The 20,549-nt window shown below is 73.4% G+C and carries 22 protein-coding genes and 1 tRNA gene; 17 read left to right on the forward strand and 6 right to left on the reverse strand.

What is annotated here, in order from left to right:
* Positions 1-81: 81 nt before the first annotated feature.
* Positions 82-1,260, reverse strand: coding sequence for a Glu/Leu/Phe/Val dehydrogenase dimerization domain-containing protein (locus tag ACFV46_RS14775; RefSeq protein ID WP_385498432.1), 1,179 nt, complete (start codon positions 1,258-1,260; stop codon positions 82-84).
* 276 nt (positions 1,261-1,536) lie between these two features.
* On the opposite strand from ACFV46_RS14775, the gene ACFV46_RS14780 reads away from it, so the two are divergent.
* Complete coding sequence (locus tag ACFV46_RS14780) at positions 1,537-2,724, forward strand: MBL fold metallo-hydrolase (protein ID WP_385498433.1); 1,188 nt, start codon at positions 1,537-1,539, stop codon at positions 2,722-2,724.
* Positions 2,725-2,766: 42 nt separating this feature from the next.
* On the opposite strand, the gene ACFV46_RS14785 is transcribed toward ACFV46_RS14780, so the two are convergent.
* From ACFV46_RS14785 to ACFV46_RS14795, 3 genes are all read right to left on the reverse strand, one after another.
* Positions 2,767-3,882, reverse strand: a complete 1,116-nt coding sequence (locus ACFV46_RS14785) for an ABC transporter permease (RefSeq protein WP_385498434.1) — start codon at positions 3,880-3,882, stop codon at positions 2,767-2,769.
* Between the two features lie 286 nt (positions 3,883-4,168).
* A complete protein-coding gene (locus ACFV46_RS14790) occupies positions 4,169-4,849 on the reverse strand; it encodes a YoaK family protein (protein ID WP_376728743.1) in 681 nt (226 codons plus the stop codon).
* Positions 4,850-4,852: 3 nt separating this feature from the next.
* Positions 4,853-5,230 (reverse strand): cupin domain-containing protein, encoded by a 378-nt coding sequence (locus ACFV46_RS14795; protein ID WP_385498437.1) that lies wholly within the window; start codon positions 5,228-5,230, stop codon positions 4,853-4,855.
* Positions 5,231-6,126: 896 nt separating this feature from the next.
* Between ACFV46_RS14795 and ACFV46_RS14800 the strand changes: the two genes are divergently transcribed.
* From ACFV46_RS14800 to ACFV46_RS14820, 5 genes are all read left to right on the forward strand, one after another.
* Complete coding sequence (locus ACFV46_RS14800) at positions 6,127-8,391, forward strand: ATP-binding protein (protein WP_385498438.1); 2,265 nt, start codon at positions 6,127-6,129, stop codon at positions 8,389-8,391.
* A 92-nt stretch (positions 8,392-8,483) separates the two neighbouring features.
* Positions 8,484-8,918: a roadblock/LC7 domain-containing protein gene (locus ACFV46_RS14805; protein WP_062668835.1), complete on the forward strand. Its 435-nt coding sequence runs from the start codon at positions 8,484-8,486 to the stop codon at positions 8,916-8,918.
* 2 nt (positions 8,919-8,920) lie between these two features.
* Positions 8,921-9,292 carry a DUF742 domain-containing protein gene (locus ACFV46_RS14810; protein WP_055619132.1) on the forward strand — a complete coding sequence of 124 codons (372 nt, stop codon included), beginning with the start codon at positions 8,921-8,923 and terminating at the stop codon, positions 9,290-9,292.
* Positions 9,270-9,869 carry an ATP/GTP-binding protein gene (locus ACFV46_RS14815; RefSeq protein WP_385498439.1) on the forward strand — a complete coding sequence of 200 codons (600 nt, stop codon included), beginning with the start codon at positions 9,270-9,272 and terminating at the stop codon, positions 9,867-9,869. The genes ACFV46_RS14810 and ACFV46_RS14815 overlap by 23 nt, the downstream gene beginning before the upstream one ends.
* 61 nt (positions 9,870-9,930) lie before the next feature.
* On the forward strand, positions 9,931-10,509 hold the full coding sequence (locus ACFV46_RS14820; protein ID WP_385498440.1) for a GAF domain-containing protein: 579 nt from the start codon (positions 9,931-9,933) through the stop codon (positions 10,507-10,509).
* A gap of 32 nt (positions 10,510-10,541) precedes the next feature.
* On the opposite strand, the gene ACFV46_RS14825 is transcribed toward ACFV46_RS14820, so the two are convergent.
* Complete coding sequence (locus ACFV46_RS14825) at positions 10,542-11,171, reverse strand: GPP34 family phosphoprotein (protein WP_361925172.1); 630 nt, start codon at positions 11,169-11,171, stop codon at positions 10,542-10,544.
* Between the two features lie 174 nt (positions 11,172-11,345).
* Positions 11,346-11,636: a muconolactone Delta-isomerase family protein gene (locus ACFV46_RS14830; protein ID WP_361925174.1), complete on the reverse strand. Its 291-nt coding sequence runs from the start codon at positions 11,634-11,636 to the stop codon at positions 11,346-11,348.
* A 115-nt stretch (positions 11,637-11,751) separates the two neighbouring features.
* On the opposite strand from ACFV46_RS14830, the gene ACFV46_RS14835 reads away from it, so the two are divergent.
* From ACFV46_RS14835 to ACFV46_RS14885, 11 genes are all read left to right on the forward strand, one after another.
* On the forward strand, positions 11,752-12,699 hold the full coding sequence (locus tag ACFV46_RS14835) for a LysR family transcriptional regulator (RefSeq protein ID WP_361925176.1): 948 nt from the start codon (positions 11,752-11,754) through the stop codon (positions 12,697-12,699).
* Between the two features lie 134 nt (positions 12,700-12,833).
* Positions 12,834-13,547: an SDR family NAD(P)-dependent oxidoreductase gene (locus ACFV46_RS14840; protein ID WP_385498441.1), complete on the forward strand. Its 714-nt coding sequence runs from the start codon at positions 12,834-12,836 to the stop codon at positions 13,545-13,547.
* A gap of 33 nt (positions 13,548-13,580) precedes the next feature.
* Positions 13,581-13,949, forward strand: coding sequence for an SgcJ/EcaC family oxidoreductase (locus tag ACFV46_RS14845; RefSeq protein WP_361925180.1), 369 nt, complete (start codon positions 13,581-13,583; stop codon positions 13,947-13,949).
* A gap of 166 nt (positions 13,950-14,115) precedes the next feature.
* Positions 14,116-15,144 (forward strand): L-threonine 3-dehydrogenase, encoded by a 1,029-nt coding sequence (gene tdh / locus ACFV46_RS14850; protein ID WP_385498443.1) that lies wholly within the window; start codon positions 14,116-14,118, stop codon positions 15,142-15,144.
* A 50-nt stretch (positions 15,145-15,194) separates the two neighbouring features.
* Positions 15,195-16,388, forward strand: a complete 1,194-nt coding sequence (locus tag ACFV46_RS14855; RefSeq protein WP_361925184.1) for a glycine C-acetyltransferase — start codon at positions 15,195-15,197, stop codon at positions 16,386-16,388.
* A 103-nt stretch (positions 16,389-16,491) separates the two neighbouring features.
* Entirely contained in the window at positions 16,492-17,391 is a 900-nt protein-coding gene (locus ACFV46_RS14860; protein ID WP_151786929.1) for a LysR family transcriptional regulator, read from the forward strand.
* Positions 17,392-17,437: 46 nt separating this feature from the next.
* The gene (locus ACFV46_RS14865; RefSeq protein WP_385498445.1) at positions 17,438-18,022 is read left to right on the forward strand and encodes a helix-turn-helix domain-containing protein; all 585 of its coding nucleotides are present in this window, start codon (positions 17,438-17,440) and stop codon (positions 18,020-18,022) included.
* Positions 18,019-18,552: a GNAT family N-acetyltransferase gene (locus ACFV46_RS14870; RefSeq protein ID WP_385498446.1), complete on the forward strand. Its 534-nt coding sequence runs from the start codon at positions 18,019-18,021 to the stop codon at positions 18,550-18,552. The genes ACFV46_RS14865 and ACFV46_RS14870 overlap by 4 nt, the downstream gene beginning before the upstream one ends.
* Before the next feature lie 30 nt (positions 18,553-18,582).
* Positions 18,583-18,942, forward strand: a complete 360-nt coding sequence (locus ACFV46_RS14875) for an MmcQ/YjbR family DNA-binding protein (RefSeq protein ID WP_376728749.1) — start codon at positions 18,583-18,585, stop codon at positions 18,940-18,942.
* 113 nt (positions 18,943-19,055) lie between these two features.
* Entirely contained in the window at positions 19,056-20,381 is a 1,326-nt protein-coding gene (locus tag ACFV46_RS14880; protein WP_376728750.1) for an MFS transporter, read from the forward strand.
* An 81-nt stretch (positions 20,382-20,462) separates the two neighbouring features.
* Positions 20,463-20,536, forward strand: a tRNA-Pro gene (locus ACFV46_RS14885).
* Positions 20,537-20,549 lie beyond the last annotated feature (13 nt).

A 20,549-nucleotide genomic window follows, 5' to 3' on the forward strand; every position in this document is an offset into this window, starting at 1 on the left:
ACTCTCGCCCTCGCCACGCCGTCACCCTACGGCTCGGGCCGCCCCGTCCTCGGCGCGGCCGCCCGGGGACGCGGCTCCCCGTCAGCGGTGCCAGCCGAACCGTTCGGTGATCACGGGGAGCCGGTCGGCCGCGAGGGCGTGCGCGGCGGCCCGCGGTGTCGTGCCGTCGGCCTCCGCGCGGGCCAGCGTGCGGTCGGTCAGCGCCCGCATCGCACGCCGCGTGTGGGCGAACGCCTCGTCGGCGTCCGGGCCGATGTCCCCGAACAGCGTCCACCACCACCAGGCGTTGGTGGCCGAGTTGACGACGACGTCCGGCAGCACGGTGACCCCCCGCGCGGTCAGCAGCAGCTCCGCCTCCGGACGCACGGGCATGTTCGCCGCCTCGGCGATCCAGCGGGCGCTGATCCGGTCCTGGTTGGCGGTGTCCACCGCGTACGACACCGCCGCCGGCACCAGGACCTCCGCCTCGGTCGACAGCCAGGCGTCGCCCGGCAGTTCACGGTCGCCGGGGCGCAACGCCGCGCGGTCCACCGTGCCGTGGCCGTCCCGCGCCGCCAGCAGCGCCTCCACGTCCAGCCCGGCCGGGTTGGCGACGGTCCCCTTGATGTCGGCGACGGCCACCACGGTCAGCCCCGCGCGCGCGAGGAACCGCGCGGTGGCCCCGCCCATCGTGCCCAGGCCCTGCAGGGCGACCCGGGTCCGCCAGCGCGGCACCCCGGCCCGGTCCAGCGCGGTGAGCACCGACTCGGCCACGCCGCAGCCGCCCACCAGCTCGTCGAGCCCGATGCCGTCGACGTCCACCGCGAACGCCTCGGCCAGCCGGCGGCGGGCGGCGGCCTCGTCGTCCAGCAGCGGGTACACCGCCTGCACGGACGACACCAGCCCCGCCTCCCGGGCCGCCCGGTCGACGACGTCCTGGCTGAGCCCCAGGTCCTCGCCCGTGGTCCACAGCGTCTCGACGTACGGCCGCATCGCGCGCAGGTAGCGCACCAGCAGCCCGTACGCCTGCGGGTCGCGGGGATCGCAGTCGATGCCGCCCTTGGCGCCGCCCAGCGGGACGTACCGGGCGTCCGGGTCGTAGTGCAGGGCCTCCTTGAGGGTCATGCCCGCGGCCAGCCCGGCGATCTCCTCCAGCGTGCAGCCCGGCCGCATCCGCAGTCCGCCGCTGGAAACGCCCCGCACCAGCCGGTCCACCACCAGGAAGCCCTGGCGGCCCGTGACGTGGTCGGTCCAGGTGAGGGACAGGAAGGGCGAGGTCATGCGAACTCCGGGATCGGCGGCGGTCTGCGCGGTCGTCCGCGAGATGACGGAGGCGCCCGGGCGGCCGGGAGAGCCGCATAGCTCCTGAACGACGGGTCAGTATCACGACGAAGGCAAGGACATGTCAACGCATGCGGTGCGTTTCGCCGCCGGACCCCGGGAACGAACGCCGCCGACCCGGCGTTCGGGAGGACAGGGGCTGTCAGCCGTGATCGCGGGGGACCGTCGGCATGGCCGCCCATAATGGAAGCCTCACCGACTCCACCTGGAGGTACCGTGGCCGGTTCCCGATTCCCGAGCGCCGGGCTGAGCGTCCTGCGGCCCACGGCCTTCGGCGTGGACCCCGGCGGTGAGCGCATGGCGCGCATCCGCAGATCGCCGCACTTCCGCGACGGCGTGTTCCAGAACCCCGGCGGGACGGCCCGGACCAGACCCTCCGGCTCGATGCTGGAGTTCGCGAAGGTCTTCTTCGACAAGGACACCCGGCCGCTGCGCACACCCAACGGCACCGTGCCGGTGCACCCCACCACCTACGCCGACCTCGCCAAGCCCCCCGCCACGGGACTGCGCCTGACCTGGATGGGGCACTCCAGCATCCTCGCCGAGATCGACGGGCACCGCGTGCTGTTCGACCCCGTGTGGGGCGAGCGCTGCTCGCCGTTCCCGTTCGCGGGGCCCAGGCGGCTGCATCCCGCGCCCCTCCCGCTCGCCGCGCTCGGCCCGGTCGACGTCGTCGTCATCTCGCACGACCACTACGACCACCTCGACCTCCCCACGATCAAGGCGCTGGCCGGCACCGACACCCTCTTCGCCGTCCCGCTCGGCGTCGGCGCGCACCTCGAGCACTGGGGCGTCCCCGCCGACCGGCTCCGCGAACTGGACTGGCACGAGACGACGGAGATCGGCGGTCTCACCCTCACCGCCACCCCCGCCCGCCACTTCTGCGGCCGCGGGCTGCGCAACACCCAGCACACGCTCTGGGCGTCCTGGGTCGTCGCCTCGCGGGATCACCGGATCTACCACAGCGGCGACACCGGCTACTTCGACGGCTTCCGGGACATCGGCGCCGCGCACGGGCCCTTCGACGCCACGATGATCCAGGTCGGCGCCTACTCCGACTTCTGGCCGGACATCCACATGACGCCCGCCGAGGGCGTCCGCAGCCACCTCGATCTGCAGGGGGGCGCCCCCGGCGGGGTGCTCCTGCCCATCCACTGGGGCACCTTCAACCTCGCGCCGCACCCGTGGGCGGAGCCGGGGGAGTGGATGCGGGACGCCGCCGGGGACGCGGGCCAGGCGGTGGCCTTCCCCCAGCCCGGTCAGCCCTTCGAACCGGCGGGGGAGCTGCCCGTCGAGCCGTGGTGGCGCACGGTGTCGGGGCCGGTCCCGCGCACCTGGCAGCCCTCCCGGGCCGGCGAGGTCGGGACGGCCAAGGACCATCTCGACCTCGCCGGGGAGCGCTGACGGCGGCGGCCGGTGCCCCGGCGGACGGGGCTCGGCCGTCCGTCAGGTCCCGGCCCCGGCCGCCCCGGTGGCGGGCCTCCCGAGGGCGCCGGTGCCCCTGGGCTTGCGCCGGAGCGCGGCGACGAGCGCGCTGACCAGGACGCCGCCCACCGCCCAGGCGGACAGGACCCACCAGGCCGTGGCGGTGTCGTGCCCGCCGAAGTACGAGTAGTTGCGGATCAGTGTCACCGAGGCGCCGTTGGGGAGGGCCGGCCCGAGGTCCCGCCAGAAGGGCGGCAGCAGCGCCGACGGATAGACACCGCCCGCGCTCGGGTTGCCGAGCACCACGAAGATCAGCACCGACAGAGCGATGCCCGCGGGCCCCAGGAGGACTTGGAAGGCCATCCCGGTCGCCGCCGCGGCGAAGGTGGTGAGGGCGGCGATCCCCCAGATCGCGCCGAAGTGCCCGGGCAGCGCGTCGAAGACCAGATCGACGATGATCGCACCGCCGAGCCCCGACAGGACCGACAGCCCGGCCAGCGCGCCGAGCCGGATGAGCATCCGATGGGACGTGGCCGGCCTGGCCCCGTACGACGCCGACAGCGCGGCGGAGCCCAGATAGCCGCCCACCACCATGCCGACCGCCAGATAGAAGCTGGCCAGCCCTCGTCCGTCCGCCTCGTTCGGTGGACGCAGATCGGTGATCCGCACCGGACGCGCCGGGTCCGCCTTCTGGAACACGGTCTGCAGCGCCTGCACGCTCGACGGGCCGGCCGCGGACGCCACCAGCAGCTGGTTGGCGGGGGCCGCCGGGGTGACCAGGAGAGCGGCGTCCACCTGACGCTCCAGCACCTTCGTCCGTGCCTGCGCCGCGGTGTCGGCGGGCCGGCCCGCGAGCGGCTGCCCGGGGATGCTGTTCAACTTGTCGATCACCTGTGACTGCGCCGCCGGCGGTGCCACCACGGCCAGGCTGAGCTTGTGCGGCTTGGGCGAGTGGAAGGCACCGATGTAGGAGACGACGAAGGCCAACTCCAGGATGAGCACGCCGAGGAGGAGGATCCCGGCGCGGGGCGTGATGGCCTCCCTCAGCTCGCGCAGGAACCGTGCGACGGGCGAGGCCGCGGGAGGAGTCCCGGGCGGCTGTCCGGTCGGCTCCGGGGTGTCGTCTGTGGCGGCCATGGCAACTCCTGAGAACTAGTGGTGAAGCAGCGCTTCGCGACCAGGTGGGGGAGGGTCAGGCCGGTTGTCCCCCCCCCAGCTGGACGCCAGACACTGCACAGGGCCCGCGACCAGCGTCGCCAGACGACCACCCACAGCAGGGCCGTGCCGGACTCCGCGCCGGCCGTGACGTTGGTGACCAGGTTGCCGGGGTCGACGGAGGCGATGGCCGCGACGAAGGCCGGGCCGGGCAGCCGCACGGACGAGCGGCGCGACCGCTGCGGCGAGGGCGTGAGGCGGGCGGTCGTCACGGTGCGGGACTCCCTGCCCTGGGGAGCGCGAGGACCGCGACGGCGGTGCCGACCGCCGCCACGGCGGGACCGAGGCGGGCGTCGATCTCCATGGCCCCGGAGGCCGTCAGGGCGCCCAGGACCAGCATCACCACCACGGCCACGCGGACGCCCGCGTGCCGGGTGCTGCCGTCGGCGGCGTCCTGCGCCAGGCTGGTCAGGGTGCCGGTGACGAAGGTCGTGGTCACCCCCGCGCCGTGCGCCGACCGTTTGGCGGCGGCGGTCTGGGCGCCCACCGCCGCCGCGGACGCCGCGAGCATCAGCAGCCGGAGCGTGGTGCCCGGGGTCGAGTGGACCGACCGGAGGATCAGCACCAGGAGGTCGAGGGCGACCACCGCCACCAGCACGGCCCTGATGCGGCTCCACCGCGCGGTGGGGTGCCTCGGAGTCGCCCTGGAGGCCAGGTACACCGCGATCAGGAACGCTCCCAGCGCGGTGGCCGCCCCCGAGACCAGGGCCCCGTAACCCGGCCGGCTCGTCAGGCCCGACAGGACGAGGCTGCCCGTCATGTTGGCGGTGAACACACCGCCGAGCTGCGCGAACGCGAACGCGTCACCGGCTCCTGTGGCGAAGGACAGGAGCACGGCCACGACGGACAGACGCGCCGGTGTCGGCGCCGCCGATGAGGTCGCCCGCACCGGTCAGGCTTCCCTGGCCGGCGGGGCCGGGTTCTTCCGCGCGACGATCAGGGGCTCGGCGGTGGTGAACGGGAAGTCCGGCAGGCTGCCCTCGTCCACGCCGAGGGTGGATGCCATCACCTCCCGGGAGAACGCGGTGGCCGTCGTCCGGTAGCCGATGTCACCCGGCGTCGGCTGATCGAAGAAGATCAGAAAGCGGAACGCGTCGTCGCCGAACACCTCGATGTGGTGCGGAGAGGCGCGCGGCACGAAATAGACGTCCGCCTGCTTGAGTTCGTACTCGTCCAGGGTGACGTCGGGATCGAGGATGCGCATCCGGGCCCGCCCCTGGGCCACGTGTCCCGTCTCCGCGGTCACGGGATGCCAGTGCGCGTCACGCATGGTGAACGGTGCTGCCGAGATCGCTCTCGAGTGGGGGACTTTCATCGAGGGGGACCCAATGCGGTGACGCCGAGGTCATGCCGATCACCCTTTCGAGACGTCTTCCCTCCAAGCTGGCACGAGTTATTGAAATATGCACCTTGGGCAACTCGGGTCTGTGGTCCAGGGGATGATCCGCGCACACGCGGGCTGCCGGATCGCGGGATTTCATCGGCGGGTGAAATGCGGTCGCCGAGTTGTGGCAAAACCCCTCGGGGGAGCACGTTCTTGGCGGAGCGTCAGGTACCCCCATGGCATGTGTGCGTGTTGATCGGCATGACGGCGGTGCAGCGCCTCATCCGGCGCCGGAGGGGAGCCGCGCGGGTTGGGCGCCTCACCAACTCCGGTAGGTCTGGATTCTCTTCAGCAGTGCGCGCCCGGCGCTCGGGTGTGGTGGAGGGCGCGCGAATCACCGAGTGCGCCGCTACGGTCGGTGACGCTCTGGGGGGCGCGCGGTGGGGCGCGGTGGGCGTTCGGCGCTTCGGCGGAGGTCGGTGCGGTGTGCGGGCATGGCTCCGGCGAGGGAAGGGGGTCGCGTCGGGCGCCGGGCGCGCTTGTTGGCGGCGACCACTTCTGACCAGCTCTGATCGTTCGATGCCGCTTTCCGGACGCGTGCCGTGACCGGTTATCGGTCTGTCGTACGAGCCCTCATACCAGAGCGGGACGCCGTCTGCGGGAGTTTGTCAACTGCCCACCGCACTTGATGCGGAGGCGACTACTGTGAGTGTCCGTCGGGCGACACGCAGCCGAGCCCCCTCGGTTCCGTCGACCGGCACCGAGAAGGCGCACAGCCCCGGGCCCACGCAGACCGCGTGCACCCCCCAGGCCCCGACCGACGGACCAGTACGAGGACCCCGATGTCTCAACTCCGCGCCCCGGCCACACGCGCTGACCGCCGTGAGGGCGGGAGGCACGGGCGCCCCGCCGCCCGTCCCGCGCCCGCGCTGCCCGAGACCCAGATACGGCCCCAACTGCTGCGCCTGGCCGTCCTGCCACCCGTGGCCGTGTCCCTCAGCGCCAGCGCCGCGGTGCTGTTCGTCGTGCGCTCCACCGGAGCACGGCCGACCCCGGTCCTGTGGGTCGTCCTGGCCGGCGCGCTCTCGGTGACCCTCGCGGGCATCGTGATCGCCGCCGTCGCCGCCGACCGCGCGGCCCGGACCGTGAGCCGGCGCGTCGGCGCCCTGCGCCGCGCCAGCGCCCGCGGCGAGGCTGAACTGCGCTCCCTCGTCGAGGCGTTGCGGCGCGGCGACGGCCCGCCGAAACGCACGCCACGCAACGGACCGCCCGACGACGCCGACGACTTCGACCTCCTCGCCGCCGACCTGGCCCGCGCCCACGACGGAGCGATCCACGCCGTCGTGCAGGCCTCCCAGCTGTCCAGCCAGGCCGGCAGCGAACAGAAGCTGGAGGTCTTCGTCAACCTCGCCCGGCGCCTCCAGTCGCTCGTGCACCGGGAGATCTCCATCCTCGACGAGCTCGAGAACGAGATGGAGGACCCGGACCTCCTCAAGGGCCTCTTCCACGTCGACCACCTCGCCACCCGCATCCGGCGGCACGCCGAGAACCTCGCCGTGCTCGGCGGCGCCGTCTCCCGGCGGCAGTGGAGCAACCCCGTCCCGATGACCGAGGTGCTGCGCTCGGCCATCGCCGAGGTCGAGCAGTACTCCCGGGTCAAACTGGTGCCGCCGATCGACGGCACCCTGCGCGGCCACGCCGTCGCCGACGTCATCCACCTGCTCGCCGAACTGGTCGAGAACGCCACGGTGTTCTCCGCCCCGCACACCCAAGTGCTGCTGCGGGCCAACCTCGTGACGTCCGGACTGGCCGTCGAGGTCGAGGACCGCGGGCTCGGCATGCCCGTCGGCGAACAGGCCCGGATGAACGCCCTGCTCGCCGACCCCGACCAGGTCAACGTCGCCAGCCTCCTGTCGGACGGGCGCATCGGCCTCTTCGTCGTCTCGCAACTCGCCAAGCGGCACGGCATCCATGTACGTCTGCAGACCAACATCTACGGCGGCGTCCAGGCCGTCCTCGTGGTCCCGCAGGGGCTGCTGGGAGCGGAGCCGGGCACCCCCGCCGGCGCGCCCCGGGGCCAGGAACCCCGGACGACGGAGACACCGGGGGGCCGGCCCGCCGGTCCCTCCGCACCCCCGCCGCTACCGTCGCAGCCGGCCGCACGGCAGACGGCGCCAAGGCCACCGCAGCACCGGCGGCCCGACCCGGAAACCCCCGCGGACGGCACACGGGGCGCGGCCCAGCCCGACGGGACGGCGCCGCGCCAGGCGCGCCCGCGGACCGGCACGCGCGGCACCGTCCCGGCACCGGCCAAGGGCGACGGACCGCCGCTGCCCGTGCGCGGCGCCCACCAGGGGCGGGCCAACCCGGCGGAGGCGGTGCCCGGCATCAGCGCCGACGACCGCCGCCAGCTCGCCGAGAACAGCGTCGGACCGCTGACACCGCGCACCGGCGCCGTCCGCGGCACCATGGGCAAACCCCAACTGCCCCGGCGCCGCGCCCAGGAGCACATCGCGCCGCAACTGCGGGACGGCCCGGTGGCCCGCCAGGAGTCCGACCAGGTCGCCGGGCACGACCCGGGACTGATGGCGGCCTTCCAGCGCGGCATCGGACTCGCCGAGACCCAACAGCACATGGAGTCGACGCACACGTCCGCCGCCCACATGGACACAAGCCACCATCTGCCCGTAGCCCACATGGGTTCAGGACACACAGCGGGACACACCGCCCTGCCCCCCATGGCGGCCGCGCACGGTCAGGCCGGCCCCAGCGACCCGTCCCCCTCCGTACGCCTGACCCCGGCCTCGCTGGAAGCGCCGCACACAGACGTCCCCCACATGACCGGCGGACCGTCCATGGAGGAGACACCCATGGACGCGTCACGCACCGAGACGTCCCCCAGGGACACGCCCCTCCTGGGCGCCTCCTCCCTGGACATCGAGCCCATGGGCGTCCCACCCATGGGTACCGCCTCGCCCATGGGCCCACCCTCCATGGGCGTCGGCACGTCACCCACCGGCCCGGCCCCGACGGCCGACGCCGACCCCGGACAGCCGTCCGGTACCGACCAGCCCACTTGGCCCGACGGGAGCGCACCGGCCGGATGACCACGTCCCTGACCCACCCGCCGTCCGCCCGGATTCCCACCCCCGCACCCAGCGCTCCCGCAGACCTTCGTACCTCAAGGAGTCGATCCATCATGGCGAGCGAAGCGCCGACCGCCCATGTGTCCGACCTCGACTGGCTGATGAGCGGCCTCGTGCAGCGCGTGCCGCACACCTCCAGCGCGGTCCTCCTGTCCTGCGACGGACTCGTGAAATCGGTCCACGGGCTCGACCCGGACAGCGCCGACCACATGGCGGCCCTCGCCTCCGGCCTGTACTCGCTCGGCCGCAGCGCCGGCGTCCGCTTCGGGGACGGCGGCGACGTGCGCCAGGTCGTCGTCGAACTCGACTCCGCCCTGCTGTTCGTCACCACGGCCGGCTCCGGCACCTGCCTCGCCGTCCTGGCCGGCCGGGAGGCCGACGCGGCCGTGCTGGGCTACGAGATGGCGATGCTCGTCAAGAGCGTCCGCCCGTACCTGGTCACCGCACCCCGGCAGCACGCCGTCGACCCCTCGGCGCTGAGGCCTTGAACGTGACGGCGGCCGGCGACGGGCCCTGGCTCGACGACGCGGCCGGACGGCTGGTGCGCCCCTTCACGGTCAGCAACGGCCGCACCCGGCCCACCGTCGCGCTCGACCTCATGTCACAGGTCATGGCCACCGGGGCGACCCCCCTCGGCTATCTGGGCCCCGAGCACGAACAGGCCCTCGACCTGTGCCGCGCCCCGGTCTCGATCGCCGAGGTCGCCGCCCACCTGAAGCTGCCGGCGGCGGTCACCAAGGTGCTGCTGTCGGACCTCGTCGACTGCGGGGCGCTCACCACCAAGCCCCCCGAGTTCCACCACAACCCGACAGACCGGGCTCTTCTGGAGGCAGTGCTCGATGGACTACGACGACAGCTCTGATCCGTTCCCCACCGCGTTGAAAATCCTGGTGGCGGGAGGGTTCGGGGTAGGCAAGACCACCTTCGTCGGCGCGGTGAGCGAGATCGCGCCGCTCAGCACAGAGGAGCTGCTCACGACCGTCAGTGCCGCGACCGACAACCTGGACGGCGTCGAGAACAAGGTCGAGACGACGGTCGCCATGGACTTCGGCCGCATCACCCTCGACCCGGAACACGTCCTGTACCTCTTCGGCACCCCCGGGCAGGAGCGCTTCTGGTTCATGTGGGACGAGCTCTCCGAGGGCGCGCTCGGCGCGGTCATCCTCGCCGACACCCGGCGCCTGGAGGACTGCTTCGCCGCCGTGGACTTCTTCGAGCAGCGTGGCCTCGGGTTCATCGTCGCCATCAACGAGTTCGACGGCGGCTTCCGGTACGACCCCGAGGAGGTCCGGGCCGCCATCGACCTCGACCCGCAGATCCCGGTCGTCCGCTGCGACGCCCGGATCTCCAGCTCGGGCGTCCAGACCCTGCTGACCCTGGTCCGGCACCTCCTCGCCCACGCGCCGGCCCACGCACCGAGCCACGGCGCCCACAGGTGACATCCGCACACACCCGCACGGAGCCGCATATGACCCGCGTCCACAGCGACGGAATCCGCCCATGAGCTACGGCCCACCGCACCCGGTCGCCCGCCTGCTGCTCACCCCGGAGGACAAGGAGGCCCCCGCCCGCGCACAGCGGTTGCTCGCCATGGGCCTCGGGGAGCATCCCGACCCTGCCCTGGACGTGTTCGCGGAGCACCTCGCCCAGCTCACCGGGGCGCCGTACGCCATGGTGAACTTCGTGGGGGAGAGCAGGCAGCTCTTCGCCGGGCTGCACGTACGGCCCGCCGTGAGTCTCGCGCGGGCCGGTGACAGCAAGCCGCCACTCGGCCGCTGCCTGGGTCGCGACCATGGGTTCTGCCCCCATGTGGTCGTCCGCCGCAAGGCCCTGGTGCTGGAGGACGTCCGCGACTACCCCCGGTTCGCCGGGAACCCGATCGTCGACGAGTTCGGCGTCCGCTCCTACCTGGGCGCCCCGCTGATCGACTCCACCGGCATGGTGCTCGGCACCGTGTGCGTCGTCGACATGGAGCCGCGGCCCTGGGGGAAGGCCGGTCTGGAGACGATCAAGGCGTCGGCGGTGGACCTGGTGGCCCGGCTGGAGCGACGGCAGGCGGACGGACTGCCCCTGCTGTGAGCCACGCCCGCGCCCGCTCGCTGGATCGCGACCTAGAAACCCCGCCACACATTGTCGAAGGCGGCGTCCTCGATCGCCCGTCGCTGGCGCACGGCCTCCAGCTCCATCACCGCGTTGCCGAGCGCGGCCAGCACGGCCGAGGACGTGTCGTCGGTGAGCGTGTCCGTGTCCGCCGCGCCCTCGCCGGGGTCGGGTGCCGCCGGCTCGGTGCCGATGCCGGCCGCGGCGCCCAGGGCGGCGAGCAGGGGCTCGCGCGACGTCCAGCGCTGCTCGGCCCGCTGCCGGGCCGCCGGGTCGCCGGGCACCGTGCGCGCGGCGCGCAGCGGAAGACGGAAACCCCGCGACTTGGACATGATCCCCGTCTGCTCCACGTCCTCGACGTACGCCGCGGACAGCCCGCGCCCGCGACGCCACAGCCAGTCCTCGACCGACTCGTACGGTTCCTGCCGTATGAGCGCCGCGGCCGCCTCGTCCAGCAGCCGGTCACCCGTGGGGGCCTGCGCGTTCGGGGCGATGCGGTCCCCGGCGAGGGTCAGGGCCCCGGCGTCGAGGAGGTCGAACACCTCGGCCGCCGCCAGCGCCAGGGACAGCTCGCCCTGCTCCACGCGATGGTCCTGCGCCAGGTCCAGGGCGACGATCGCGAGGTCCCGTGCGGTGTTCATGAGCGGCTCCTGGTCGGTCGGTCGGCCGGGATGCGCGGGCGTGCGCCCGCCCACCCGCGGTCGGGTGTCCTGCGTCGATTGTCGCCGGGATCGGGTGACGACGGGACAGCCTGAGGGCGCGGCCTCCTCCGGCCATGGGCCGCCCAGGGCCCGTCCGCAGCACGGCGAGGGCCGTCACCGGCTGCCCGGGTCGTTCGGATGGGGCTCCAGCGGGGTGACGGTCGCCGTCATCCACGGCCACAGCGGGAGCGTGCCGAGCACCTTCGCGCGCAGCTCCTCCTCGTCGGCGGCCCGCCACACGCCGATGCTGCGCCGCTCGCCGACGGGACGCCACAGGCGGGCGAGATGACCGGTGGCGGCCAGTTCGGCGGCCCGGACGGCTTCCGCCGCGCGCCGCCGGTCGACCTCGTCCTGACCGGTGCCGTCGGGGATCGTCGTGATCAGTTCGACCAGGAACTCGCGCATGGCTCTCGTCCTCTCGCAGTGTGGGCCGGCCGTTTCCAGCATGGGCACCTCCTTCCGCCGCCGCCACCACCGGCGTCCTCGCAACTGGGAGGCGCGGCCTCCGAGCCCGCGTAGCATGACCGGCGTGGAGCTGCGTCAGCTGCGGTATTTCATCGCCGTCGCCGAGGAACTGAACTTCGGGCGGGCCGCCGAGCGTCTGCTGATCGCGGGGCCGTCCCTCTCGCAGCAGATCAAGGCGCTCGAACGGGACCTCGGGGTGCGGCTGTTCGACCGGGACCGGCGCTCGGTCTCCCTCACCCCCGCGGGCGCCGCGCTGCTGCCCGCCACCCGCGACCTGCTGGAGCGCGCGGACGAGCTCAAGCGCCGGGCCGGCCGGCTGTCGGGCTCGGAGTCGGTCCGGCTCGGGTACGTCAACTGGCTCCCCGCGGACCTGACCACACGCACCGCCCCGGTCGCCCGCCTGCACATCGACGCGTGGGTGGCGCCCTCGCACACACAGGCGGCCCGCGTGGCGGACGGAAGCCTGGACCTGGCCGTGTGCCGGGTGCCGGCCGAGGACCTCGAACGGCTCGGGCTGCGGGCCCGGCTCCTCGGGGCCGACCGTCTCTACGCCGTCGCCAAGGGCCCGGACATCGGCGATGTGGCGGCCGGCGACATGGACGTCCTCATCGACGACGACCTCACCTCATGGGCGTCGTGGAACGCGTACGCCGAGCGGCTGGCGGAGGACGTCGGGGCCCGCGCGGTGCGCATCTCCGACGGGGCGATCACCGGTCCCGCCTTCTTCGACCACGTACGCCGCTGCACCCGCCCGGTGCTGAACTCGCCGAAGGGGCAGGTCGGCCCGCTGCCGCCCGACCTGGTCCGCCGGGAGGTCGTCGGGCCCAAGGTCTACTGGACGTGGTCCCTGGTGTGGCGGGCGGACGAGGACCGCGCCGGGGTGCTGGGCGTGGTGGACGCCCTGAGCGAAGGCGTCGGGGACCTCGGCGTCCACGCCCCCGACGCCTGGCTGCCGGCCGACGATCCGCACGCGCTCCCCGGCCGGCCTGCGCTGGGAGCCTGAGCCTCCCAGACGGAAGGAAACGGGTCCCGCGCGAGGGCCCCGGAACCTTTGACGCAGCCGTGCACTCGTCCTACCTTCCTATTAGTCGACCGGTCGGCTAGAGATCGGTCATCCATCGGAGAAGGTTCGACATCATGAACGCAGGCATCCAGAAGGTAGCGATCGTCACCGGCGCCTCCCAGGGCATCGGGGCCGCCGTCGTCGAGGGCTACCGCAAGCTCGGGTACGCGGTCGTCGCCACCTCGCGCACCATCGCCCCCTCCGACGACCCCGCCGTCCTGACCGTGCAGGGCGACATCGCCGACCCGGCCACCGCGGAGCGCGTCGTCGTCGCTGCCCTCGAGCGGTTCGGCCGGATCGACACCGTCGTCAACAACGCGGGCATCTTCGTCGCCAAGCCGTTCACGGACTACACCGCCGAGGACTACGCCGCCGTGACCGGGATCAACCTGGACGGCGTCTTCCACCTCACCCAGCGGGCCGTGCCGCATCTGCTGGCCCAGGGCGGCGGGCACATCGTCAGCATCACCACCAGCCTGGTCGACAACGCCGACTCCCGCGTCCCGTCCGTCCTGGCATCCCTGAGCAAGGGCGGCATCCAGGCCGCGACCAAGTCCCTCGCCGTGGAGTACGCGACCCGCGGCATCCGCGTCAACGCCGTCTCGCCCGGCACCATCAAGACGCCGATGCACCCCGAGGAGACGCACGAGTTCCTCTCCGCCCTCCACCCGGTCGGACGGATGGGCGAGATGGGCGACGTCGTCGACGCCGTGCTCTACCTGGAGTCGGCGCCCTTCGTCACCGGCGAGATCCTGCACGTCGACGGCGGTATGAGCGCCGGTCACTGAGCGGACGAGGACATACCGGGAAAGGATGGAGTCATGAGCGGCACCACCGATGACGAGACGGTCCTGCGCGAAGTGCTCGAACGCTGGCGGACGGCCGTGGACGCCCACCGGCCACAGGACGTGGCCGACGTCTTCACCGAGGACGCCATCTTCCAGGGACTGCACCCCTACGGGGTGGGGCGGGACGCCGTGGCCGCGTACTACGCCTCCCAGCCCCTGGGGATGCGGGCCGGCTACCGGATCCTGGAGACCCGGCGGTACGCGGACGACCTGGTTCTCGGGTACCTGGACACCGAGTTCACGTTCACCGACCGCGACCCGGTCGCCGTCAAGCTCGCCGTCCTCGCCCGGCGGCAGGAGGACGGCTGGGCCCTCGCGCACTACCAGGTCTCCCGCCTGTAGCGGGCCCCCGCGAGGGGTGTGAAGAAGAGCTGTGGCGCCGCTTAAGAAATCCTCGATGGACCGGCGCGCCGCGGTGCGGCAGATTGCTACGCGATTCCACCCCTCTTCCCGGGCCCGGGCCTGATCGGCATGCCCCCGTCCGGGACTCACCCTCAGGAGCCGTAGCGTGAAGGCGCTGGTCAAGGAGAAGGCGGAGCCCGGACTCTGGCTCGCGGACGTCCCGGAGCCGTCCATCGGGCCCGGCGACGTGCTGATCAAGGTGCTGCGCACCGGTATCTGCGGCACCGACCTGCACATCCGCTCCTGGGACGGCTGGGCGCAGCAGTCGATCCGCACCCCGCTCGTCGTCGGTCACGAGTTCGTCGGCGAGGTCGTGGAGACCGGCCGGGACGTCGCCGACATCAAGCCCGGCGACCGGGTCAGCGGCGAGGGCCACCTGGTGTGCGGGAAGTGCCGCAACTGCCTGGCCGGCCGCAGGCACCTGTGCCGGGCGACGGTCGGCCTCGGCGTCGGACGCGACGGCGCCTTCGCGGAGTACGTCGCCCTGCCCGCCGCCAACGTGTGGGTGCACCGGGTCCCCGTCGACCTCGACGTGGCCGCGATCTTCGACCCGTTCGGCAACGCCGTGCACACCGCGCTGTCGTTCCCGCTGGTCGGCGAGGACGTCCTGATCACCGGCGCCGGGCCGATCGGCCTGATGGCGGCGGCCGTCGCGCGGCACGCGGGCGCCCGCCACGTCGTCATCACCGACGTCAGCGAGGAGCGGCTGGACCTCGCCCGCAAGATCGGCGTGACCCTGGCACTGAACGTGTCCGACGCGGGTATCGCCGAGGGGCAGCGCGAACTCGGTCTGCGCGAGGGCTTCGACATCGGTCTGGAGATGTCCGGCCGCCCCGAGGCCCTGCGCGACATGATCGCCAACATGACGCACGGCGGCCGGATCGCCATGCTCGGCCTGCCCGCCGAGGAGTTTCCCGTCGACTGGTCCCGGATCGTCACCTCGATGATCACCCTCAAGGGCATCTACGGCCGGGAGATGTTCGAGACGTGGTACGCGATGTCCGTACTGCTCGAAGGCGGCCTCGACCTCGCGCCCGTCATCACCGGCCGCTACGGCTACCGGGACTTCGAGGCGGCGTTCGCCGACGCGGCGAGCGGCCGCGGCGGCAAGGTCATCCTCGACTGGACCGAGTAGTCACCGCGCACCTCACGCGTAAGCCACCTGCACCCCCGGGAGCTTTTCAGATGTTCGACTCCGTGCGCGACGACCTGCGCGCCACCCTCGACGAGATCCGCGCCGCCGGCCTGCACAAGCCGGAGCGGGTGATCGACACCCCGCAGTCCGCGACCGTCAACGTCACCGCGGGCGGCCGCCCCGGCGAGGTCCTCAACTTCTGCGCCAACAACTACCTCGGCCTCGCCGACCACCCCGACGTGGTCGCCGCCGCCCACGAGGCGCTGGACCGCTGGGGCTACGGCATGGCCTCGGTCCGCTTCATCTGCGGCACGCAGGAGGTGCACAAGCAGCTCGAGGCCAGGCTGTCGGCGTTCCTCGGGCAGGAGGACACGATCCTGTACTCCTCCTGCTTCGACGCCAACGGCGGTGTCTTCGAGACCCTGCTCGGCCCGGAGGACGCGGTGATCTCCGACGCCCTCAACCACGCCTCCATCATCGACGGCATCCGCCTGTCCAAGGCCCGCCGCCTCCGCTACGCCAACCGCGACATGGCGGACCTGGAAGCCCAGCTGAAGGACGCGTCCGACGCGCGCCGCCGGCTGATCGTCACCGACGGCGTGTTCTCGATGGACGGCTACGTGGCGCCGCTGCGCGAGATCTGCGACCTCGCCGACCGCTACGACGCCATGGTCATGGTCGACGACTCGCACGCCGTCGGCTTCGTCGGCCCCGGCGGCCGGGGCACCCCCGAGCTGCACGGCGTCATGGACCGCGTCGACATCATCACCGGCACCCTCGGCAAGGCCCTCGGCGGCGCCTCCGGCGGCTATGTGGCGGCCCGCGCCGAGATCGTCGCCCTGCTGCGCCAGCGCTCCCGGCCGTACCTGTTCTCCAACACCCTCGCCCCGGTGATCGCCGCGGCCTCGCTGAAGGTCCTCGACCTGCTGGAGTCGGCGGACGACCTGCGGGTCCGGCTCGCCGAGAACACCGCGCTGTTCCGCCGCCGGATGAGCGAGGAGGGCTTCGAGATCCTCCCCGGCGACCACGCCATCGCGCCCGTGATGATCGGCGACGCGTCCAAGGCCGGCCGGCTCGCGGAGCTGCTGCTGGAGCGCGGCGTCTACGTGATCGGCTTCTCCTACCCGGTCGTGCCCCAGGGACAGGCCCGCATCCGCGTCCAGCTGTCGGCCGCGCACTCGACGGACGACGTGCACCGCGCCGTCGACGCCTTCGTCTCGGCGCGCGCGGAACTGGAGGGCTGAGTTCCGGCGGCCGGTGCGGACCGGACGGCCGGTGTCCGGTCCGTCCTGTCCGCCCGGCCCGGCCCGGCCGGTCCGCGTCCGGCGTCTTGCGATAATCGATCCCATGATCGAAGCGCGGCGGCTCCACATCCTCCGTGCGGTGGCCGACCACCGCACCGTGACGGCGGCGGCCGCCGCGCTCTATCTCACCCCGTCGGCGGTGTCCCAGCAGCTCACGGCCCTGGAGCAGGAGACGGGCCACCGGCTGGTGGAGCGCGGCGCCAAGGGCGTACGGCTCACCCCGGCCGGCGAGATCCTGCTCAGCCACACCAACGCCGTCCTCGCCCAGCTGGAGCGGGCCGAGGCGGAGCTGGCGGCCTACAGCTCGGGCGCGGCCGGCACGGTCACCGTCGCCTCCTTCGCCACCGGCATCGCCCTGGTCGTCGCGCCGGCGGTGGCCCACCTCGCCCGGACGTCCCCCGGCATCCGCCTGCGGGTCCTGGACGCGGAGGGCGACGCCAGCCTGCCGATGCTGCTGGACCGCCAGATCGACGTCGCGGTGGCCGTCGAGTACCGGGGAGCGCCCGCGGACGATCCCCGGCTGGCCCATGTGCCGCTGTACGCGGAGCCCTTCGACGCGGTCGTACCCGTCGGCCACCGGCTGGCCGGCGCCGACGTCGTCCCGCTCGCGGAGCTGGCCAAGGACACCTGGATCGGCCCCTACCCCGGCAACCCCTGCCACGACGTGGTGGTGCTGGCGTGCGAGAGCGCCGGGTTCCAGCCCCGCCTCGACCACTCCTCCGACGACTTCCGCGCGGTCGTCGCCCTCGCCTCGGCCGACGCCGGGGTGGCGCTCGTCCCGCGCTCCGCGCTGCGGGGCATGGACCTCACCGGGGTGGTCGTCCGCCCCGTGGACGGGGTCGCGCCCACCCGCCGGGTCTTCGCCGCCGTACGCCGCGGCGCGGAGGAGCACCCGCTGATCAGCCCGGTCCTCGACGCGCTCGGCGCGGCGGCGCGGGAGTGAGCCTTCCGTAACACCGTCGTCTCATGTGCGGGATAGCGTCCCGGACATGAGACAGACGACGACCGGCGCGGCCGTGGACACGGTCGACACCCGGCTGGCCGCGCGGCTCGCCGAACTGCGGGCCGAGCGCGGCTGGTCCCTGGATGAACTGGCGGACCGCAGCGGGATCAGCCGCTCGACCCTCTCCCGGGCCGAGCGCGCCGAGACCAGCCCCACGGCGGCCCTGCTCAACCGGCTGTGCCATGTGTACGGCCGCACCATGTCCCGCCTCCTCAGCGAGGTCGAGTCGGCCCCGGCCCCGGTGGTGCGGGCGGCCGACCAGCAGGTGTGGCGGGACCACCCCTCCGGCTTCGTACGACGGTCCGTGTCGCCGCCGCACGCCGGACTGCGGGCGGAACTCGTGGAGGGACGGCTCGGCGCGGGCGCCGACATCGCCTACGACCGGCCGCCCGTACCGGGGCTGGAACAGCACCTGTGGGTGCTGGACGGAGTGCTGGAGGTGACCGTGCAGGAGAGCGAGCACCGGCTGGCGGCGGGGGACTGCCTGCGGACCCGCGTGTGGGGGGCCACCCGGTTCCGGTGCCCGGGCCCCGGCGAGGTCCGCTATCTGCTGGCGGTGGTGCTGCCGTGAGCGTGACACGCCTGGACGGCACCCGGCTGCGCGCGTGCGCCCGGGACCTGGCCGCCCTCCTGGTGGACACCGTGGCGGGCGGATCCTCGGTCGGCTTCCTCGCCTCCCTGGACCTCGCCGCCGCCGTGACCTGGTGGACGGGGCGCGCGGACGAGGTGGACGGCGGGCACCTGGCGGTATGGGCGGCTTACGACGGCGAACACCTCGTCGGAACGGTGAGCCTGGCCTTCGCCGACAAGCCCAACAGCCGGCACCGCGCCGAGGTCGTCAAGCTGATGGTGCATCCCCGGGCCCGCGGCCGGGGCCTGGGCCGCACCCTGCTGACGGCCGCCGAGACGGCCGCCGCCGACGCCGGGATCACCCTGCTCCACCTGGACACCGAGACCGGCAGTCCCGCAGAGCGCCTGTACGGCTCGGCCGGCTGGACCCGCGCCGGTGTCATCCCCGACTACGCGACGAGCCCGCAGGGAGAGCCGCGCCCGACGACGATCTACTACAAGCGCCTGGGCGTCCCCGCTCCCACCAGGTGAGTGTCAGTGCGGGCCGCTACGGTTCCGGCTATGCCGGACGCCGAAGACGTACGCCGTATCGCCCTGTCCCTCCCGGACACGACGGAGAAGATCGCCTGGAGCATGCCCACGTTCCGGGTCGCGGGCAAGATGTTCGCCACCCTGCCCGAGGACGAGACCTCCCTCGCCGTGCGCTGCCCCAAGGAGGAGCGCGACGAACTGGTCCTGGCCGAACCGGACAAGTTCTGGATCGCCGGCCACGAGGCCCAGTTCGCCTGGGTGCGGGCCCGGATCGCCGCCCTCGACGACGAGGACGAACTGCGCGCCATCCTCGCCGACTCCTGGCGCCAGGCCGCCCCGACCCGTCTGCTGGACGCCCACCCGGAGCTGGGGCTGCCCGAGGGCGCATGAGATCGCCTGCCGCGTCGCCGCTGCCGCGTGCGATCATCCGGGGCGAGGAGGGAGCCGGGGCGGAGGGGGCCGCGGCTCGCACTCCTCCCGAGGCACGGGGAGGGATCGTGGGGATGCGCGGGACGCCGCCGCGGACACCGCCGGGCGGGGCCCGGGACGGGACGCGGAACCCGTCGCCGGAGGGCGGCTCGGGCAAGGACCGGCCGAGGCCGGTGTGGTCACGCGACTTCGCCCTGTTCTTCGGGGCGCGGGCCGTGGCCCAGCTCGGTGACACCATGCTGCCCGTGGCGCTCGCGGCGGGTCTGCTCCAGCAGGGCTACGGCGCCGGTGCCGTCGGTCTCGCCCTGGCCTCGACGTCCGCCGCGTTCGCCGGGCTGATCGTCTTCGGCGGGGTCGTCGCCGACCGTTTCGACACCCGCCGGCTGATGATCGGCGCCGACCTGGTCCGCGTCTGCACCCAGTCCCTGGCCGCCGCGCTGTTCTTCTCCGGACACGTCGTGCTCTGGCAGATCTGCGCGATCGGCTTCGTCAACGGCGTGGCGGGCGCCGTGTTCCAGCCCGGCGTCGCCGGTACGGTGCCGCGCCTCGCCACCGACGTCCAGGGCGCGAACGGCGCCATCCGTATCGCCGAGGCCGTGGCCCAGCTGGCCGGACCCGCCCTCGCGGGTGTCCTCGTCGGATTCGCCTCGCCCGGCGGGGTGTTCGCCGCCCACGCCGCCACCTACACGGTGAGCGCCGCCTGCCTCCTGCTGCTGCGCCTGCCCCCGAGAGCCCGTTCGGGCGTCGCACGCGCCCTGACCGGTGGCCGCGCCTTCCGGGCCGATCTGGTCGAGGGCTGGCGGGAGTTCAGGTCCCGCACCTGGCTGTGGGGCGTCATCGCCGTGTGGTGCGTCTACATGATCACCGTGTGGGGCCCGACGACGCCGCTGGTCGCGGCCGAGATCGTCCAGCACCACGGGGCCCGCTCCTACGGCCTGGTGAACTCCGCCCTCGGCGCGGGCACCGTGATCGGCGGCCTCCTCGCGCTGCGGCTGCGCCCGCGCCGCATGCTGCGCGCCGGCGCGTTCGGCGTCTTCGCCTTCGCCGCGTTCCCGGTGACGGTCGGCGCCGGTCTGCCCGTCGCGGCCATGGCGGCCGGAGCGGCCGTGGCCGGCGTCGGCATGGCGTTCTGGAGCGTGATGTGGGCGACGAGCGTGCAGACCCAGGTCCCGGCGGACGTCCTCAACCGCATCCACGCCTACGACGTGGCGGGCTCCCTGGCGATGATGCCGGTCGGCCAGTCCCTGGCGGGCCCGGCCGCGGGGGCCTTCGGGTCGGACCACGTACTGCTGGCGGCGGGCGGCATGAGCTTCGTCGTGGCGGCCTCGCTGCTCTGCGTGCGTGCGATACGCGGCCTGGTCCGGGCGGACGCCCCCGCGGCCCCGGTGTCCCGGCCGTAAACGGGTGCGCGACCACCGACCCGAGTGCGGTAGAGTTTCCCTGCACGTTCGGCCCGGGGAAACCCCAGGTCAGCGGGGCACCGGGACGTGGCGCAGCTTGGTAGCGCACTTGACTGGGGGTCAAGGGGTCGCAGGTTCAAATCCTGTCGTCCCGACGGTGCGAAGGGC

It is taken from the genome of Streptomyces sp. NPDC059852 (assembly GCF_042731455.1).
In the GTDB taxonomy this organism is placed as follows: domain Bacteria; phylum Actinomycetota; class Actinomycetes; order Streptomycetales; family Streptomycetaceae; genus Streptomyces.

Coding starts and splice junctions, on each gene's coding strand:
- ACFV46_RS14865 (WP_385498445.1), top strand. CDS start 17,438: ATGAGACAGACGACGACCGGCGCGGCCGTGGACACGGTCGACACCCGG.
- ACFV46_RS14785 (WP_385498434.1), bottom strand. CDS start 3,882: ATGGCCGCCACAGACGACACCCCGGAGCCGACCGGACAGCCGCCCGGG.
- ACFV46_RS14875 (WP_376728749.1), top strand. CDS start 18,583: ATGCCGGACGCCGAAGACGTACGCCGTATCGCCCTGTCCCTCCCGGAC.
- ACFV46_RS14825 (WP_361925172.1), bottom strand. CDS start 11,171: ATGAACACCGCACGGGACCTCGCGATCGTCGCCCTGGACCTGGCGCAG.
- ACFV46_RS14845 (WP_361925180.1), top strand. CDS start 13,581: ATGAGCGGCACCACCGATGACGAGACGGTCCTGCGCGAAGTGCTCGAA.
- ACFV46_RS14860 (WP_151786929.1), top strand. CDS start 16,492: ATGATCGAAGCGCGGCGGCTCCACATCCTCCGTGCGGTGGCCGACCAC.
- ACFV46_RS14830 (WP_361925174.1), bottom strand. CDS start 11,636: ATGCGCGAGTTCCTGGTCGAACTGATCACGACGATCCCCGACGGCACC.
- ACFV46_RS14835 (WP_361925176.1), top strand. CDS start 11,752: ATGACCGGCGTGGAGCTGCGTCAGCTGCGGTATTTCATCGCCGTCGCC.
- ACFV46_RS14855 (WP_361925184.1), top strand. CDS start 15,195: ATGTTCGACTCCGTGCGCGACGACCTGCGCGCCACCCTCGACGAGATC.
- ACFV46_RS14815 (WP_385498439.1), top strand. CDS start 9,270: ATGGACTACGACGACAGCTCTGATCCGTTCCCCACCGCGTTGAAAATC.
- ACFV46_RS14805 (WP_062668835.1), top strand. CDS start 8,484: ATGGCGAGCGAAGCGCCGACCGCCCATGTGTCCGACCTCGACTGGCTG.
- ACFV46_RS14820 (WP_385498440.1), top strand. CDS start 9,931: ATGAGCTACGGCCCACCGCACCCGGTCGCCCGCCTGCTGCTCACCCCG.
- ACFV46_RS14880 (WP_376728750.1), top strand. CDS start 19,056: ATGCGCGGGACGCCGCCGCGGACACCGCCGGGCGGGGCCCGGGACGGG.
- ACFV46_RS14775 (WP_385498432.1), bottom strand. CDS start 1,260: ATGACCTCGCCCTTCCTGTCCCTCACCTGGACCGACCACGTCACGGGC.
- ACFV46_RS14840 (WP_385498441.1), top strand. CDS start 12,834: ATGAACGCAGGCATCCAGAAGGTAGCGATCGTCACCGGCGCCTCCCAG.
- ACFV46_RS14800 (WP_385498438.1), top strand. CDS start 6,127: ATGTCTCAACTCCGCGCCCCGGCCACACGCGCTGACCGCCGTGAGGGC.
- ACFV46_RS14795 (WP_385498437.1), bottom strand. CDS start 5,230: ATGCGTGACGCGCACTGGCATCCCGTGACCGCGGAGACGGGACACGTG.